Origin of the sequence: Pseudalkalibacillus sp. A8, from assembly GCF_045920555.1 — a bacterium.
Taxonomy (GTDB): Bacteria; Bacillota; Bacilli; order Bacillales; family Fictibacillaceae; genus Pseudalkalibacillus.
Genome location: NZ_CP174509.1, coordinates 4,348,347 through 4,364,682, shown reverse-complemented (window position 1 = coordinate 4,364,682; position 16,336 = coordinate 4,348,347). Strand labels below are relative to the sequence as shown.

The window sequence follows — 16,336 nt, the reverse complement described above, 5'->3', positions numbered from 1 at the left end:
CTTCGATGGAATTTTCACTGAAGTGTAAAGAGAGCATGTTTCCATGTGAAGTGACGATTGATGAGGACAACGGACGTTATATGCTCAGAAAAGCCGATTCTAGCGGCGAATTCTTCAACACGCCTCAAGAATTGGCAGTCTGGGTATTCAGGAATTGGCGTTCAGATGACTTTGATGAACAAGAATCATACCAGAATATGCTTCGGATATTGGAGAAGTACTTGCCGATGAAGAGATCATAAGGTACTGGGTCAAGGTTTGAATTGCCACTGAGTTAACGATGTTCATAGATCGGAGTGTCCAAACTTGCAACATCATTCGAGTTTAGCTGTAAAAGATATTTTGAGCAGGAAGCACTTTGAGAAAACAGAAGTGATTGCTGGGGCTGAAGGATTGACTCGGCAAGTGAAGTGGGTCCATGTCGTAGAAGTTCCGAATATCAGGAAGCTGTTGAACGGCAATGAACTCATTCTATCGACGGGTGTCGTCTGGAAAGATAATCATGCTTTGCTTGTTGATTTCCTTGAGCAATTGATTGATTGTGGAGCGGCTGGTCTTTGTATTGAAATCGGGACCTATACGGATTCTATTCCGGATGAGGTCATTAAGCTGGCCGACCACTATTGTTTCCCGATCATCCTTTTTTTAGAAGAGGTCCAATTCGTCAATATTACCCAGGACATCCATGTTCAACTGATTAATCAACATTATCAAATGATCCAGGATCTTGAGGAATATTCACAAAAATTGAACCAAAAATTATTGGCTATAGAAAACAGTGAAGAAATGCTGAAATTGATGAACGAATATACTGGATTACAGGTGTTGATGAAAACATCGAATTCTGAGGATATTTACGTGCCTGAATTGAGTGATGAAAAAAGGGATGACCTTCTTTCATACCTTGATCAGGCAGGTGATTCCCCGTTTATGAGCCACAAGCCTGTACCGCTTATGGAGCAGGAATATGGTGAAATTTTCATTGTATCCAAAGAACGTGAAATCAATGAATTCGATCTGCTGATCCTTGATCGGACGGCTACTTTGCTTGCCCAGCTTTTTTTACGGGAAATGTATGTTGAAGAAAGGCGTCGGACAGAGAAGAATGAGTGGATCAATAACTGGCTGGATGGAAAACACAATGAACAAGAAACATCAGACAATCTTATCTATTATGAAGGGAAGATGAATGTTCTTGGAGGGACTGTAGCGATTTGTAAGCTGCCGCAAACCACCTCAAGCTCAGACATCACTTACCTGAATTTGTTCATCCGGGCTATTTTTGAACAACAAGGATTTCATTTGATTACGACAGAAAGGCATGGGGACACCGTCTATATTTTACTTAATAAACGCGGGATGAGTTCTTGGAAGCAACGGTTGAAGAAAGGAATGGAAAGGGTAGTTCATACAGAATTCCTGAAAAAACATGCCTGTAAGATTAAAAGTATAGCTGTTGGGCAATATATCGAAACGTTAAGTGATATCGGTCGAAGCTATGAAACAGCCGTGGAGACCCTAAAGTTACAAAAGAACATTCCGACAGATCTATTTTGCAGATTTTATGAAGACTTACATATGTACCGGGTAATCAGCCTTGTCAAGTCACAAAAAGAGTTCCAGAACATGATCAAGGAATACTTGAGCCCTGTCATTGAGTATGACGAACAATTCAACGGTAAATTATTGCACACCTTGAAGACTTATTTAGCCTGCAACGGTTCTAAAAAAGAAACGGCAGAACAGTTATTCATCGTGCGCCAGACACTATATTACCGCCTTGAAAAATTAGTGAAGCTGTTAGGAGAAGATTTCATGTCCAATTCTGAAAAACGTATGGCGATCGAGTTCATGCTTTTCGCCCATAACTACTTGAATACTCAAGACAACATGCAAAACGTAAAATCGGACAAGCATGTTTTAACGTAAATCATATAAATGTAAGGGATGGAAAGGGAGGATTTTTTGACATTCTGTCTAATGTAACACCATATAGAATCATAGATAATATGAGGGGAGCAACTAATATTAAGGAGGCGCTTTCTAGATGACAGTAACAAAGAGTGATACGAAATTACTGAAGAATTATATCAATGGACAATGGATTGCCTCGAACAGCACGGAAGACTTGGAGGTACCTAACCCCGCTACTAATGAAGTGCTCGCACGTGTACCGATTTCAACGAAAGAAGATTTGGAAAAGGCGGTTGAGGCTGCCCACACCGCTTTTCAAACGTGGAAAAATGTACCCGTTCCAAAACGTGCACGTGTCATGTACAAATTTCATCATCTTGTAACAGAGAATCATGAAGAACTTGCTAAATTAGTTGTTCAAGAGAATGGTAAAGCATTTAAAGAAGCATATGGCGAAATCCAGCGCGGAATAGAATGTATAGAATTTGCAGCAGGGGCTCCTACTCATTTGATGGGTGAAACGCTCTCGAACATTGCGGAAGATATCGATTCAGAAATGTTCCGCTATCCATTAGGTGTTGTCGGAGGAATTACCCCGTTCAACTTCCCGATGATGGTCCCGTTATGGATGTTCCCGCTGGCGATCGTGTGCGGGAATACGTTTGTACTGAAGCCATCGGAACGTACACCGATTTTAGCGAACCGGTTAGCTGAACTATTGACTGAAGCAGGACTACCTGAGGGCGTTTTCAATATTGTACATGGTGCTCATGATGTCGTAAATGGTCTGCTTGAGCACCAGGATGTCAAAGCGATCTCGTTCGTTGGTTCTCAGCCTGTAGCAAAATATGTGTATGAAAAAGCTGCCCAAAACGGTAAGCGTGTCCAAGCATTGTCGGGAGCGAAAAACCACCATGTCGTAATGCAGGATGCGGATATGGAAAAAGCAGTACAAAACGTCATCAGTTCCACGTTCGGTAGCGCTGGCCAACGTTGTATGGCATGTAGTGCAGTCGTTGTCATCGGTGATAATGATCAGTTTGTGGAAGCGCTCCGGAAAAAAGCAGATGAGCTGACAATCGGTAACGGCTTGGATGAAGAGGTCCTTTTAACCCCAGTGATACGAGAGGCTCATCGCGAAAAAGTACTCGGTTATATTGAAAAAGGGATTGAAGAAGGTGCAGATCTGATTCGTGATGGCAGACGTGAAATGTCAGATATGGAAGGCGGGAACTTCTTGGGAGCGACGATCTTTGACCATGTAACCCCTGAAATGACAATAGCTAAAGATGAGATCTTTGCACCTGTGCTGAGTTTGTTTCGAGCGGAAGATTTAGACGAAGCACTTCAATATATCAGAAGATCCCGATATGGAAATGGAGCGACGCTGTATACGAAAAACGCTCAGGCAGTCCGTCAATTCAGAGAAGAAGCAGATGCAGGAATGCTCGGTATCAATGTAGGTGTTCCAGCCACAATGGCCTTCTTCCCGTTCTCTGGATGGAAGGATTCCTTCTATGGGGATCTTCATGTAAATGGAAAAGACGGAATCAACTTTTATACACGGAAAAAGATGATCACTTCACGGTTTGACTACTAAAAAGGGGGGAAGAATAATGGTCCATCAAGTTGATCAATCACAAGATATCCTGAAAAAAGATGATCAATACGTATGGCATTCGATGAAGCCTTATAATCCGAATGCAACGATGGTCGTCTCAAGTTCAAAAGGAGCATGGGTCACCGATATAAACGGAGAAAAGTATTTGGATGCCATGGCTGGATTATGGTGCGTAAATGTCGGCTATGGGAGGACAGAACTTGCGGATGCTGCTTATGAACAGTTGAAGGAAATGGCTTACTTTCCTTTGACACATAGCCATGCCCCTGCAATCAAACTTGCTGAGAAGCTTAATGAAATGCTCGGTGGCGATTATGTGATTTTCTTTTCCAACAGTGGTTCGGAAGCAAATGAAACCGCCTTTAAAATAGCAAGGCAATACCACCAGCAAAAAGGTGACCATAATCGACATAAAATCGTATCCCGGTACAGAGCATATCATGGGAATACAATGGGCTCCCTATCTGCCACAGGCCAAGCACAACGGAAATACAGATACGAACCGTTAGCCCAGGGCTTCCTCCACGTAACCCCTCCAGATACGTACCGGATGCCAGATGCGGATCTTGAAAATGCGCATGAAATGGCGTGTGTTCAGGAAATCGATCGAACGATGACTTGGGAGTTGAGCGAAACAATCGCAGCGATGATCATGGAGCCGATCATCACTGGAGGCGGAATTCTCATGCCGCCGGATGGATATATGAAAGCCGTCAAAGAAATTTGTGAAAAGCACGGTGCCTTGATGATCGTTGACGAAGTAATCTGTGGGTTTGGCAGAACCGGGAAACCGTTCGGATTCCAGAATTATGATGTGCAACCTGACATCATTACGATGGCCAAAGGTATCACATCTGCATATTTGCCTCTTTCTGCAACAGCTGTCAAAAAAGAGATATATGAAGCTTTCAAAGGTAGTGAGGAATATGATTTCTTCCGTCATGTCAATACCTTTGGTGGAAATCCTGCCTCTTGTGCTGTCGCATTGAAGAACCTTGAAATCATGGAAAATGAAAAGCTCTTCGATCGCTCGCAGGAATTAGGCGATCGTCTGAAAAATGAATTGCAGACTCGACTTCAAAATCATCCGTTCGTCGGTGACGTAAGAGGGAAAGGCCTTTTGATCGGTATTGAGCTTGTGGAAGATAAGGAAACGAAAAAACCTCTTGATACCAATAAGTTGAATGACGTGATGGCAACTTGTAAAAAGGATAAACTGCTTATCGGCAAAAATGGCGTGACAGTAGCAGGCTACAACAACGTGTTGAGCTTGTCACCACCTTTGAGCCTTGAAGAAAGCGACTTGGACTTCATCGTCGAGACACTGACGAATGCGTTGAATAAAATCACAAAATAATGTTAAGCCAGCCAAAGACCTGACCTTAAAGGGTACCCTTTAAGGTCAGGCTTTTTTGTTTAGAATAGAAGTGTATTGAGCATTTTAATTTTATAGAACACCAATAGGATCATTAGTGTATTCTTTTTCTTTTTCCCGTATAATAGAACAAGATTTTAAATAGAGGTGGTAATATCATGAATGATCATGTATATGATTTATTAGGAGTAGGGATAGGGCCTTTTGATTTAAGTCTTGCAGCGTTGATAGAAGATCGCACTGAGATCGATGCACTGTTTTTTGATCAAAAGCCGCAGTTTGATTGGCATCCTGGAATGTTGATTGTCGGGACAAGACTTCAAGTTCCGTTTATGGCAGATCTGGTTACACTGGCCGATCCGACGAGCAGATACAGCTTTCTGAATTATCTATCAAAAGAGAATCGCTTATACCCATTCTACTTTTTACAACGGTTGGACATTCCGAGAAGGGAATATAATGATTATTGTCAATGGGTTGCGAATGAATTGGAAAGTTGCCGATTCGGAAAAAGGGTCGTCGAATTAGAATTCAATGAAGCTGAAGAACTATATTTTGTTACTGTATTTGATGTACATACAGAAGAGACCTTAATCTACAAAAGTAAAAATCTTGTTCTTGGAACTGGCGGGGTTCCTGCGATACCTAAAACGTTCCGCGGATTTCCTGGGGAGGATGTTTTCCATACGGCTGAGTATCTTAGTCGACAAGACCGGTGTAGAGAAGCGAATTCCATTACGGTGATCGGTTCAGGACAAAGTGCAGCAGAGGTTTTCAGGGAGTTATTGAAAGACCATATGGAGCATGAATATCGTTTGAATTGGATTACACGATCACAAAGCTTTTTAACAATGGAAGAATCAAAATTGAGTGTAGAGCAATTTTCTCCTGATTACGTGAATTATTTCTACGACTTTCCTCAAGAAAAGAAAGATGAAATCTTCGGGACTCAAGATCTCTTGTACAAGGGAATCAGCTCTCATACGGTTACCGATATTTATAATTTGCTTTATGAAAATACCGTATCCCGCAGGAAGATGAAGGTCGGTTTACAGGCTATGACAGAGGTGAAAGATATTCAAGAAAAAGACGGGAAATATGAGCTGCAATGTCATCAGTGGCAGCAAGGGAAGGATTTCAAGCTTGAGAGTGAGGTAGTCATTATCGGAACCGGGTATCGCCCTAATGTACCAGACTTCATAAATGGTTTGAAACCTTACATTTCCTGGGATGATCAAGGGAGATATAAAGTAGAAGCGGATTATCGTCTACGTGTCAATATTCCTAATCAAATATATGTCCATAGCGGTATCTCCCATTCCCATGGAGTCGGATCAACGAATTTGGGCCTCGCAGTCCATCGGAATAAAGTCATCATCAATCATCTGACAGGGAAAGAAGTATTCCCGATGTATGAGAAGCATGTCTTCCAGAACTTTGATGTCGACAAGCTCGAAAAAAAATAAGAAAAGGCACCATTCTTTTGTCCAAGACATAGGTTTGGTGCTTTTTTTATTTTGATAAATAGTTATGTTGACTTTTGCAGGAAATTTTCTAAAGCCATCTCGGCAATGAAAAATAAAAGAGCTTTATATAAAGTAATTCCAGGTTAATCCTCTATTTGACTACTTTATTGACAATTTAATAAGATATAAGTGAAAAAAGAAGGGGAGACTTTACTTATGGATTCAAAAGAAGATATGCAAAAGAAAGCATTTGAAGTCCTGATCCAGGAAACAGTGGCTATGTACCATTGTTTTAGGTCAATTATTGAAAATACAAATACCGGAAAGCAGCTAACAACCAATGAGTTGGGGATTTTACTTTGTTTGTCCGACGGACGATTGACTATTCCACAATTAGTTGAACGGTCTCCATTTTCCAGACAATATGTCCAAAAAGTAGTTACCGGATTGACGAATAAAAGGCAGGTAGAGAGGTTGGAAAATTCAGCGCATAAGCGTTCCTTCTTTATTCAGCTTACCGATGAGGGGAAGGCACAAATGGAGCAAATCAGGGGTGAAGGATACCATTTATTAAATGATTTCAGGGGAGAGTTTGATGAAGCGCATCTGTTAGAGCTAGCTGAATCTTTGAAAGAAATCCGTCAAAAATTAGAAAAAGTAAAGGAGTAAACGTTTATGGGATTCCTTGAAGATTTTTCAATGCAATTTCGACATCCGAGAGGTTTTTGGGGGAAAGTGACTGGCCATATACTCGCTTTAACAACAGGATCAAGAAATGATTGGACCTTATCAAAGCTGAATATTGAGCCGGATGATCATGTGCTTGAAATCGGTTTTGGTCCAGGAATCGGGATTTACAAATGTGCCAACAACATTCAAAGCGGTAAGGTAATCGGCATCGATATCTCTACAACTATGAAAGAGCAAGCAAGCCGGAGAAATCGTCCATTTATCGAAAGTGGAAAAGTGGAATTGAAAGTTGGCACAGTTGAAAGTTTAGAAATCCCTAAGGATTACTTCCATAAAATCTATTCCGTCAACTCAGTAATGTTTTGGGAAGACAGAGTTACAGAGTTTGAGAAGTTATTTTCCCACTTAAAGCCAGGAGGGGTCATCGCAACAACTTATCAGCCCATGTTTAAAGGAGCTACAGAAAAGGATGCGATCGATGCTGAAGAGTTGACAGTATTATTAGAGAAGATAGGTTTTAGTGAGGTTTCCTTTGAAGTAAAAAATTCAAGCCAATATCTGCCGTCTGTATAAAGGCTTATAAAAAATAAACAACTATCTTTCCTAAATCTTAACCTGTATTTGAGAATTAAAAAAACAGTTATACACAAGCTAGGATTGAGGTGAAGAAAATGAAACAAGAGCCTAAAAAGAAATCCCTGGAAAATGGCATCGACACGATCAGTATCCGATCAGGTCTGGAATCTAATCGGCCGTTAGACCCCGAAGAAAGATTTCATGGTGATTCTGTTGATGAACATAAAGAATTTGAATCCTCCAATGAATATTTTGCCGAAAAGGAAATTTCCCAGACATTCAATAATTCTTAATCAAATAGCAGTATTGGATCGCCCTTTCTTATATGGAGGACGATCCATTTTGTAACTTTGAGGGTTATGAACAACTCTCATTTTGAAGTATCGGCTTTATTGCCTCGCATCAATTTTTCAAAATTTTTCATGTTCTCATTAGGTTGAGACTGTGAAAGGTGAAAGGGATTGGGGTTTCGATTGTCCAACTCATTTTGTTGATCTACATAGATCCCCATTTGTCCACCTTTCGTTGCAGTGGAATCATTAATGATGCTTTCTTTTTCGCCGTCAGGATGGGAAGTTAATTTTCGGTGATCTTGGGTATTCCTTGGCATGTCCATCATCTCCTTGCTACTTATGATGACTGACCTTCGGGTAAACTATTCCTGAATTTCGATAAGGAAAGGTCACTAGATAAAAACAGTAATGGAGCTCAAGTTATGAAAAAATGGTTGATCCTTGTTTATCTCATAATGGTGACGATTGTATTTTTTAATAAAGAGATATTATTGGAATGGATTCATGAAAGTGATCCATCCCATTTGCCTGTCATGTTTGTCCTTTCTACTTTCATCGCCACTTTTCCAGTGGTACCGTTCACATTGTTTGCAGGTATTATGGGTGCGAAATATGGAATTATGATAGGCCTTATCATCAATTGGTGGGGAGGAGTATCGGCTTCAGTCATTTACTTCTTAGCAGCACGTTACCTCTTTTCTGACTTCTTTAAAAAATACATTCAACGTTTTCAGGGCATCAATAAATTTAATTCAATGATCGAAAAAAATGCCTTTATCGCTATTCTTTTTGCACGGCTGGTACCTGTCATTCCTCCACCAGTCGTCAATATCTATTCAGGTTTTACCAAGATTTCTTTTTTGACCTATCTTTTAGCTTCTGCATTAGGGAAGATACCGCCTATGTTCATTTTTGCTTACGGTGGAGATCAGATTTTTTCATCTTTACAAAATCTTTTGGCTGGAGTAATTGTTTATGTCCTTTTCCTTCTTATCGTTTTCTTTGTTTATCGAATTTGGTTAAGGAACAAAACTAAGAGAAGGTTTGTTTAAAAATCTACATTGACAAATCCTATAAAGGAGCAAAGGAACGTTATGAAATTCGGCTGTCATGTAAGTATTAGGGAAGGGTACACCGGCGCTGCAAAACAGGCTTTAAAAATCGGCGGTCAAGCTTATCAATATTTCCCTAAAAATCCTAGAAGTTTGTCTATTAAAGATTTTAATCGGGAAGACGCTAAACGATGTAAGGATTTTTGTCGTGAACATGATCTTATTTCCGTTGCCCATACACCTTATCCAACAAGCTTGACACCTCCAGCTGAAAAGAAAGAACTTATCATCGAATCGATATTAAATGACCTGGAAATCGCTGATGCATGTGGATCAGTAGGTGTTGTCGTACATTTTGGCAGCCGGATCAGCCAGTCTGACCCTCTGGCTAGTTATCAATTGATGATTGAAATGTTGAACAATATTCTTGAACAGTGGGAGGGAGATTGTAAAATTCTCCTTGAAAATAATGCAGGAAAACCAGGTGCAATGGGCACGACGTTAGAAGAACTTGCACAAGTCAAAAATCTTGCCAAGTATTCTGAGAAGATCGGGTTTTGCTTCGACACTTGCCATGCATTTTCATGCGGTCTGTGGAGCGGTGAAAACAATGACGAACTTTGGGAAAAGGGAAGTGAACTGGGATATATACAACATATCGAAGTGATTCATTTGAACAATTCCAAATATCCTTTAAGTTCGGGAAAAGATCGCCACGCGAATATTTTTAAAGGAGGTCATATAGAAGAAAAGTATATCAAACAATTGATCAAGACTTCTCATTTGTCAGATGTACCGTTCATTTTGGAAACACCATCGGATTACGGGATTTCTCATGAAGAAGAAATTAAAATGTTAAAACAAAAAATGGGAAAGTAAGTGTTTTACTCTTCCCATGATACAATCGTTTATCTTTTGGCATTATCCCTGGAGTCTTCTTCCTTGTCTTTTTTCGTATCAATATTATTATAAAATTGGTTGATCCCAATCGCACTGAATAAAAAGAAGATCAATGCCCCAAAAATGGAACCAAACCACATTACTCGATTTTCCCGACTCATAGTTATCACCTCACAATTTATCTTACCCACATCAAGAAGAAACATGAAATTTGTTTAAAAGGCGCAATAGTTTTGTCGAAGATTATTGAGCTTTTTTATTTTTGCATAATCGTTGACTTCAACTCTTCTTAAACATATAATATCCCTATCTACTTACTCGGGATTAAATGGGGGAGGAATAAAGGTGAACATAAAAAAGGTGTTTACAGGCTTTACAGTAGGTTTCCTATTACTGACTGTTGCAGCTTGCGGGAACAGCAAACCAAGCAGCGGTGATGGCAGCTCTGGAAAATTAACGATTGGTTATGTCAATGTCATGGACGATGCACCCGCTATGTTGGCAGAGGATGCTGGTTTATATGAAAAACATGGTCTGGATGTAGAATTAAAGCTATTTGGAAGTGGGACAGACTTGATCAAGGGAATAGTCAATGGTGAACTGGATGCCGGGGTTTTAGGGGCAACGAATGCTGTGTCCTGGGCGGCAAAAGGGGCAGACCTTAAAATTGTCGGCGGCGCGCAAATGGGGTATCACAGTATCCTGGCCCGTAAAAACAGTGGAATCAAATCAGTCGAAGATTTAAATGGGAAAAGCCTGGCATCTCAAAAGCAAGGAAGCACAGCTGATATTGTCTTGAATGGTGTCACCTTTAAAGAGGCGGGCTTGAAGCGAAGTGATGTAAACATGAACTATGTCTCCCCTGCAGTTGCAGTCCAATCGTTACAATCTGGAAAAGTGGACGCTGCTTTCCTTTTTGAACCTTATGATCGTATTGCAAGGTTACAGGGAGATGTAGAAGAAATCTATGAAATCGGAGAAGTATGGCCGTTCCCATGCATGGTCGTCATCACCTCTGGGGAAATAATGGAGGATGATCAGGAAAGCATTTACAAAGTGCTGGACGCTCAAAAAGAAGCGATTGAAATGCTTGAAAATGACCCGGGAAAATCAGCTGAGTATATTTATAAACGATTTGCTGAAGGGGAAACATTCCAATCGGCTGAAGGAGAAGTCTCTGCTGTTGATGTCATAGAAGAAGCGATTGAAGCCCAGACATTCAACTGGGAGCTGACGCCTGAAAATGTTAAACAAATTCAAGAGGTTTCCGATCTGATGGTGGAACAACGCGTCATGGACAGTAAGTTTAATGTAGATGAGATCATTGACTTGTCCTGGCAAAAGAAAAATAAGTAACATGCAGGGGGAGTTGCTGTGAAATCTGGCCTTAGTGTGAAGAACAAAGGAAAACCAACCATCCCTCTACAGCCATTTGGAAATACGCTGCCCTATCTTGCGGCAGTCGGCAGCTTGTTGTTGATCTGGCAAATAGCTGCCTGGATTTTACCGGAATTTTTAATGCCGGATGTGATCAAAGGTTTGCAAAGATTCATCGGGAACTTTTCAAATCCTGATTTTATAAAAGGATTACAGAGCAGTTTATATAGGCTGGCATGGGGATATCCGGTTGCATGCCTGTTAGGGGCGATTCTTGGTTTATTGGGAGGTGTCTCAAAGACATTCTCTGTTTATTTGAAAAGTGTCATTTCGATTTTACAATCGATTCCGCCGATTACATGGGTCCCATTTTTCGTCGTATTGATCGGGTTTGGAGACCTGCCGATCATTTTTGTGATCACAATCGCGAGTTTCTTCCCGATGGCTCTTTCTGTTTTAAATGCTACCGAAGGAGTGAACCAGACACATCTTGAACTTGCAAGGGTGATGGGTGCGAAAAACCGGCAATTGATTACAAAAGTATATGCACCGGAAACTTTACCGGCTTTCGTTACCGGTGCACAGGTAGCATTTGGTAATGCATGGCGGTCATTGATTGCTGCGGAAATGGTTGGCGGAGCTTCAGCCGGACTCGGTTGGTCGATCAGTTATGCAGGTGAGATTGCGGATATGGAAGGTGTGCTGGCTAGTATCGTCACGATCGGAACAATCGCCATCATCCTGGATCATGTCGTATTGAATGGAATCAAGCGCAAATTGCTGAAATGGCGTTATGCAGGCGGGGATGAGAAATAATGAAAACCTTACAGTTGAGGAATGTGAATAAAACATATGGAAACTTGACAGTTCTTGAGGATCTTAGCTTAGACGTTGAAAAAGGAGAGTTTGCTGCGATCGTCGGTCCATCAGGTTGTGGGAAAAGTACAGCCCTCCGGATGTTGGCTGGTCTTGAACAACCTACAACAGGGGAAGTATCAGCAAATGGGACTTCAATTAAAGAGCCTAATTCGAACCGGGTCATGATTTTTCAAGAACATGCCCTATATCCCTGGCGAACAATCGAAGATAATGTCGGGCTTGGTTTAGAACTGGCCAACGTTTCCAAAAAAGAACGTCGCGGACGAATCCATAAAGTACTTGAGAAAGTGGGCTTGGAGAACTTCAAGACGTATTACCCCCATCAACTCTCCGGCGGGATGAAACAACGGGCTTCAATCGCAAGAGCGCTTGTCTTGGATCCTGAAGTTCTTTTACTGGATGAACCATACGGTGCATTAGATGCCATCACCAGGCTGACCATGCAAAATGAGTTGATCAGATTATGGCAAGGTTCTAACCAAACAATGGTGCTGATCACCCATGATATTGATGAAGCTTTGTATTTAGCAGATAGAGTTTTCGTACTGAGTTCAAGACCCGGAAAAGTTGTAAAGGAAATCCAGAATGACATGCCGCGTCCTCGAGACCGTAATAGTGCACATTTTGTGAAATTTCGGCAAGAAATAATGGATAGTTTGGATATTAGAGCGTAAATAATTAGAAAGAGTGTAGCTGTTGATAGGCTGCACTTTTTTAACACGTTAAGAAAGTATAACTTTTCAGCGATGTAGCTAACCGGCGTAGTAGAAAAGTTTACGAACTAAGTATAAGTGCAGCTAAGGATCAGCCTTCGCCAAGGCTTGGCTTTGCCAAGTTTTCTTTATGTTTCCCGTAAATATTCTTGTTCTACTTTCTTATACTCAGATTCTCGATTGGTTGCTGTCGCAAGGTTGGACAAGTGATCAAATAGGAATTTCCGATCGAGACGGTAGATTTCATTTTTTGCGACTCCTTTAGCCGTTTGTACAGCAAAATTCCATAAATCATCATGGAATTGTTCGTCCATCGATTTTGCCATTGTCGTTAGAGAAGCGATGATATCAGTAATGATGACCCAGTTTTCATTGGCATAATGCCGGATATATCCGAATCCTTTATATAAGTAGAATTCGAAATCTTCTTCTTTCAAAATGACCCGTATATTTTTTTCATCGTCAACTAAAAAAGGAGAGAAGTGAGTAAGCTTCGCTATGATCTGTAGTAATTCAGACATTTGGTGGATCGTATTTGCAGCTGTTTTAGGATCATTATTACCGAGCGCCTTAATGGCGATCTCGGACAATTTATTCACACCGAATTCAAGGTCTTGAATTTCTGTTTGTTTGTGTCCGATTTCAATGGTCATCAAGTAATCATGTTCGTTGATAGTAATATCTTTTTCCTTCCAGTAAGTCAGGATCGGAGTGCCTGTCAACACATACTCGCCGACACTATATTCAAAGCGCATAACTACATTATCGTTTGTTGCCAGCTTGATCAATTTAGGATAATCGACGAGTTGAATATAGCCTGATTCCTTTGATACGATCATATGGCCATCTTTAGGATACTCTTTATCATTTAATTTCGTATTTTCAGTGATTCTGTAAGGCTCTATATCTTTTAATAGAGAGAAAGTGATGATCCTTTTTGAAATCTTTTTCATATTATCAGTAATGTTATGGACTTGCATCCAGGTTGTCGCATGATTGATGAAGTAAATGAATGTAACAGCAGTAAAAAAGGCTAAAATGACCGTTGTGATGGGGATGGCCAGATATAATTCATTATCGTTATTACTTATGAATAAGAAAACGAGTAAGACATAAACGAAACTTCCATTGAAAATCCCTAATACGTGTTGGGTTTTCTTATCTGCAACGAAATTCAATAACATTCTAGGTGAAAATTGCCCACTGAAAGTTGTCAGTACAACTAAAAGAGAGTTGAAGGTAAAAGCGCTGAGTGTAAGAATTCCACCGATCAACGTGCTGACAAGTATTCTGGTCAGCGCAGCTTTCGAACTGAATTTGATAGGAATGTGTTGGCTGATGTCAAGTTCAAGATCCAGATAGAGGGTGAAGATTGCTAAACCCATCGATAGGAAAATATAGATTCCTGGTGTGTACCACATAGTCGATCTTAATTCCTGCCATCGTTGCCTTTTAGACATCTTTTTGTATTTCATCATAGATTCGGGTAATTTCAATTTACGTACACACCTGCCTTTAGGAAATTGAGTTATCGAGTTATCTTCTTTCTGTCTACCCGACTTTTTTTGAATCTATGCATTGAATTCAGTTAGATTCATTCAAGTTTTGGAAGGTGATGTAAAGCAGTAAGTTGTTTGTAACCATCGGATATGGAATTTTAGTATTGTTTTGTTAAATTTGCTTATATGATCGATAAAAAGGCGAAGAAACTAGCTATTTTAGTCGTTGCAGGCATCCTCGGTTTACTCCTCTTTTTTATAATCGTTTACTTGTTTGTCCTCTTTTCAATGATGATAGGAGGGAGCTTATTTTCCTTCAAGACCTACAAAGTCTAAATTGCATTGCCTTTATAAATAGAAAAAACTGCTATTCCATAATTGGGTTAGCAGTTTTTAGCTTGATTTAAACAGATTTTTTGCGATTTTAAATTGGTTTACTTGAATGATCAATCAAAGCAATAATGTATTTTTTGATAGGCCGATCGCATTTCGATGACACGCTTTCGGATAGAATCAATTGTTTCTCTTCCTTCCAAAACACTCACAATGTAGTCTGCAATGGTTTCCATTTCAGCTTCCTTCATGCCTAGACGTGTGATTTCAATCGTTCCGATGCGTAACCCACTTGGGTAATCCCAATCCTCAGGTTTGTCGCCTGGAATTAAGTTTTTATTTGTAATGATATTCGCATTCGCTAATTTTCGGGCCACTTCTAATCCACCGCCAAAACGCTTGACGTCGAGGATCACTTGGTGGGTTTCGGTAAAACCTTTATGTGAACCGAGTACAGTTATTTCTCTTTCATGTAAGGCTTTGGCCAAAGCTTTTGAATTCGCCACAATTTGTGCCATATATTCTTTTCCGTATGCCAGGAATTCTGCGGCAGATGCAGCTAAAGCAGCAACACGGTTTACTTGATGTGTAGCTGCAAGGGCAGGGAAGATCGTATCACTAATTGATTGTGTAAGTTCTGGATCATTCCAAACAATGATACCGCTCTGAGGGCCACTGAACGTTTTGCCTGCTGATCCTGTCATGATACAAGCTCCTTCATTTAATGGATCTTGGAATTGACCACCACCAATTAGTCCAAGTTGGTGAGCTCCATCAAAGAATATTTTTCCTCCCCACTCACTGACGATTTCAGACATTTCTTTAATTGGGAACGGAAATAATGTCATTGAAGCACCGAGTGTAACCAGCTGAGGTTTTACTTGTCTTGCTACCTTTGTAAACTCATCTAAATCGACTACCAATTCAATTGGATCAACCGGAACATCATAAATATTCAATCCACGAATACCAGCCGGTCCATCATGGCGGTTACTAGAATGACCGCCGAACGGTTGTGCGATGGATAAGATATTATCTCCTGGCTTTGTTAAACTTGCATAGACTGTCATATTTCCTATCATACTTGCGACAAGGCGATGATCGGCATAATTGCTCTTAAAAACCTTCTTTAATAGTTCTACACATAGTGATTCAATTTCGTCGATATATTTTGTGCCTGAAAACCATCTTTGTGTCGGTCCGATATGGCCTTCAGCCGCTCTGGTTCCTACTTCAGATGCTAATAATTGCCGGACGGTAGGGCTTGTAGGAGCTTCAGGAGCTAATAAGTTGAGACATTCTTCTCCTCTCCATATAGCATTTCGATCAACAGCATCAACAATTTCTTTCTGAATCAATCGTGGAGAAGAACTGTTTTCAATGATATCTTTTGCCCAGTCTAACACTTTTGGATCGTGAACTTCATAATTTTCATTTGTTGTAGTAATTTTTGAAACCAAGGTAACCCCTCCCAGGTTATCATTTTTTAAAAGTACTTCCATCCGGTGACTTAACTCAACACCATTAAGTGTCTTCCTAATGATTTTAATCTCTCAAAGCCATATATTAAAACCAATATATCGCACATCAACCAACGGGTCAATAAGTTTTAAAACTATTCCATTTTTTCTGATAATAGTTCCTGAAA

General features: G+C 40.3%; 17 protein-coding genes. 13 read left to right on the top strand and 4 right to left on the bottom strand.

Features of this window, described 5'->3' with window-relative positions; translation table 11 throughout:
* Window positions 1-5 precede the first annotated feature (5 nt).
* The 8 genes from ACJROX_RS22415 (at window position 6) to ACJROX_RS22380 (ending at window position 7,935) form a co-directional block, all read left to right on the top strand.
* Complete coding sequence (locus ACJROX_RS22415) at window positions 6-242, top strand: hypothetical protein (RefSeq protein ID WP_408007422.1); 237 nt, start codon at window positions 6-8, stop codon at window positions 240-242.
* Between the two features lie 64 nt (window positions 243-306).
* A complete protein-coding gene (locus ACJROX_RS22410; protein WP_408007421.1) occupies window positions 307-1,929 on the top strand; it encodes a PucR family transcriptional regulator in 1,623 nt (540 codons plus the stop codon).
* 118 nt (window positions 1,930-2,047) lie between these two features.
* The gene (locus ACJROX_RS22405) at window positions 2,048-3,514 is read left to right on the top strand and encodes a CoA-acylating methylmalonate-semialdehyde dehydrogenase (protein WP_408007419.1); all 1,467 of its coding nucleotides are present in this window, start codon (window positions 2,048-2,050) and stop codon (window positions 3,512-3,514) included.
* A 16-nt stretch (window positions 3,515-3,530) separates the two neighbouring features.
* A complete protein-coding gene (locus ACJROX_RS22400; protein WP_408007418.1) occupies window positions 3,531-4,892 on the top strand; it encodes an aspartate aminotransferase family protein in 1,362 nt (453 codons plus the stop codon).
* 176 nt (window positions 4,893-5,068) lie between these two features.
* Window positions 5,069-6,376 carry a lysine N(6)-hydroxylase/L-ornithine N(5)-oxygenase family protein gene (locus tag ACJROX_RS22395; RefSeq protein ID WP_408007417.1) on the top strand — a complete coding sequence of 436 codons (1,308 nt, stop codon included), beginning with the start codon at window positions 5,069-5,071 and terminating at the stop codon, window positions 6,374-6,376.
* Window positions 6,377-6,592: 216 nt separating this feature from the next.
* Window positions 6,593-7,045 carry a MarR family winged helix-turn-helix transcriptional regulator gene (locus tag ACJROX_RS22390; RefSeq protein ID WP_408007416.1) on the top strand — a complete coding sequence of 151 codons (453 nt, stop codon included), beginning with the start codon at window positions 6,593-6,595 and terminating at the stop codon, window positions 7,043-7,045.
* A gap of 6 nt (window positions 7,046-7,051) precedes the next feature.
* Window positions 7,052-7,639 (top strand): class I SAM-dependent methyltransferase, encoded by a 588-nt coding sequence (locus ACJROX_RS22385; protein WP_408007415.1) that lies wholly within the window; start codon window positions 7,052-7,054, stop codon window positions 7,637-7,639.
* Window positions 7,640-7,737: 98 nt separating this feature from the next.
* Entirely contained in the window at window positions 7,738-7,935 is a 198-nt protein-coding gene (locus ACJROX_RS22380; RefSeq protein ID WP_408007414.1) for a hypothetical protein, read from the top strand.
* A gap of 77 nt (window positions 7,936-8,012) precedes the next feature.
* On the opposite strand, the gene ACJROX_RS22375 is transcribed toward ACJROX_RS22380, so the two are convergent.
* Window positions 8,013-8,252 (bottom strand): hypothetical protein, encoded by a 240-nt coding sequence (locus tag ACJROX_RS22375; protein WP_408007413.1) that lies wholly within the window; start codon window positions 8,250-8,252, stop codon window positions 8,013-8,015.
* Window positions 8,253-8,357: 105 nt separating this feature from the next.
* Between ACJROX_RS22375 and ACJROX_RS22370 the strand changes: the two genes are divergently transcribed.
* Both ACJROX_RS22370 and ACJROX_RS22365 read left to right on the top strand, forming a co-directional pair.
* A complete protein-coding gene (locus tag ACJROX_RS22370; RefSeq protein WP_408007412.1) occupies window positions 8,358-8,987 on the top strand; it encodes a TVP38/TMEM64 family protein in 630 nt (209 codons plus the stop codon).
* 9 nt (window positions 8,988-8,996) lie between these two features.
* Window positions 8,997-9,866: a deoxyribonuclease IV gene (locus ACJROX_RS22365; RefSeq protein ID WP_408007411.1), complete on the top strand. Its 870-nt coding sequence runs from the start codon at window positions 8,997-8,999 to the stop codon at window positions 9,864-9,866.
* 29 nt (window positions 9,867-9,895) lie between these two features.
* Here ACJROX_RS22365 and ACJROX_RS22360 read toward each other — a convergent pair whose 3' ends face one another.
* Window positions 9,896-10,048, bottom strand: a complete 153-nt coding sequence (locus ACJROX_RS22360) for a hypothetical protein (RefSeq protein ID WP_408007409.1) — start codon at window positions 10,046-10,048, stop codon at window positions 9,896-9,898.
* A 184-nt stretch (window positions 10,049-10,232) separates the two neighbouring features.
* On the opposite strand from ACJROX_RS22360, the gene ACJROX_RS22355 reads away from it, so the two are divergent.
* Genes ACJROX_RS22355 through ACJROX_RS22345 form a run of 3 tightly spaced genes read left to right on the top strand, consistent with a single transcriptional unit; the run spans window position 10,233 to window position 12,817 of the window.
* Entirely contained in the window at window positions 10,233-11,243 is a 1,011-nt protein-coding gene (locus ACJROX_RS22355; protein ID WP_408007408.1) for an ABC transporter substrate-binding protein, read from the top strand.
* 18 nt (window positions 11,244-11,261) lie between these two features.
* Entirely contained in the window at window positions 11,262-12,080 is an 819-nt protein-coding gene (locus ACJROX_RS22350) for an ABC transporter permease (protein WP_408007407.1), read from the top strand.
* Entirely contained in the window at window positions 12,080-12,817 is a 738-nt protein-coding gene (locus ACJROX_RS22345) for an ABC transporter ATP-binding protein (protein WP_408007406.1), read from the top strand. Before ACJROX_RS22350 ends, ACJROX_RS22345 begins: the two co-directional genes overlap by 1 nt.
* Window positions 12,818-12,984: 167 nt before the next feature.
* Here the strand turns inward: ACJROX_RS22345 and ACJROX_RS22340 are convergent, their stop codons facing one another.
* Both ACJROX_RS22340 and glyA read right to left on the bottom strand, forming a co-directional pair.
* On the bottom strand, window positions 12,985-14,331 hold the full coding sequence (locus tag ACJROX_RS22340; protein ID WP_408007404.1) for a DUF2254 domain-containing protein: 1,347 nt from the start codon (window positions 14,329-14,331) through the stop codon (window positions 12,985-12,987).
* Between the two features lie 470 nt (window positions 14,332-14,801).
* Window positions 14,802-16,148 carry a serine hydroxymethyltransferase gene (gene glyA / locus ACJROX_RS22335; protein WP_408007402.1) on the bottom strand — a complete coding sequence of 449 codons (1,347 nt, stop codon included), beginning with the start codon at window positions 16,146-16,148 and terminating at the stop codon, window positions 14,802-14,804.
* Between the last annotated feature and the right edge of the window lie 188 nt (window positions 16,149-16,336).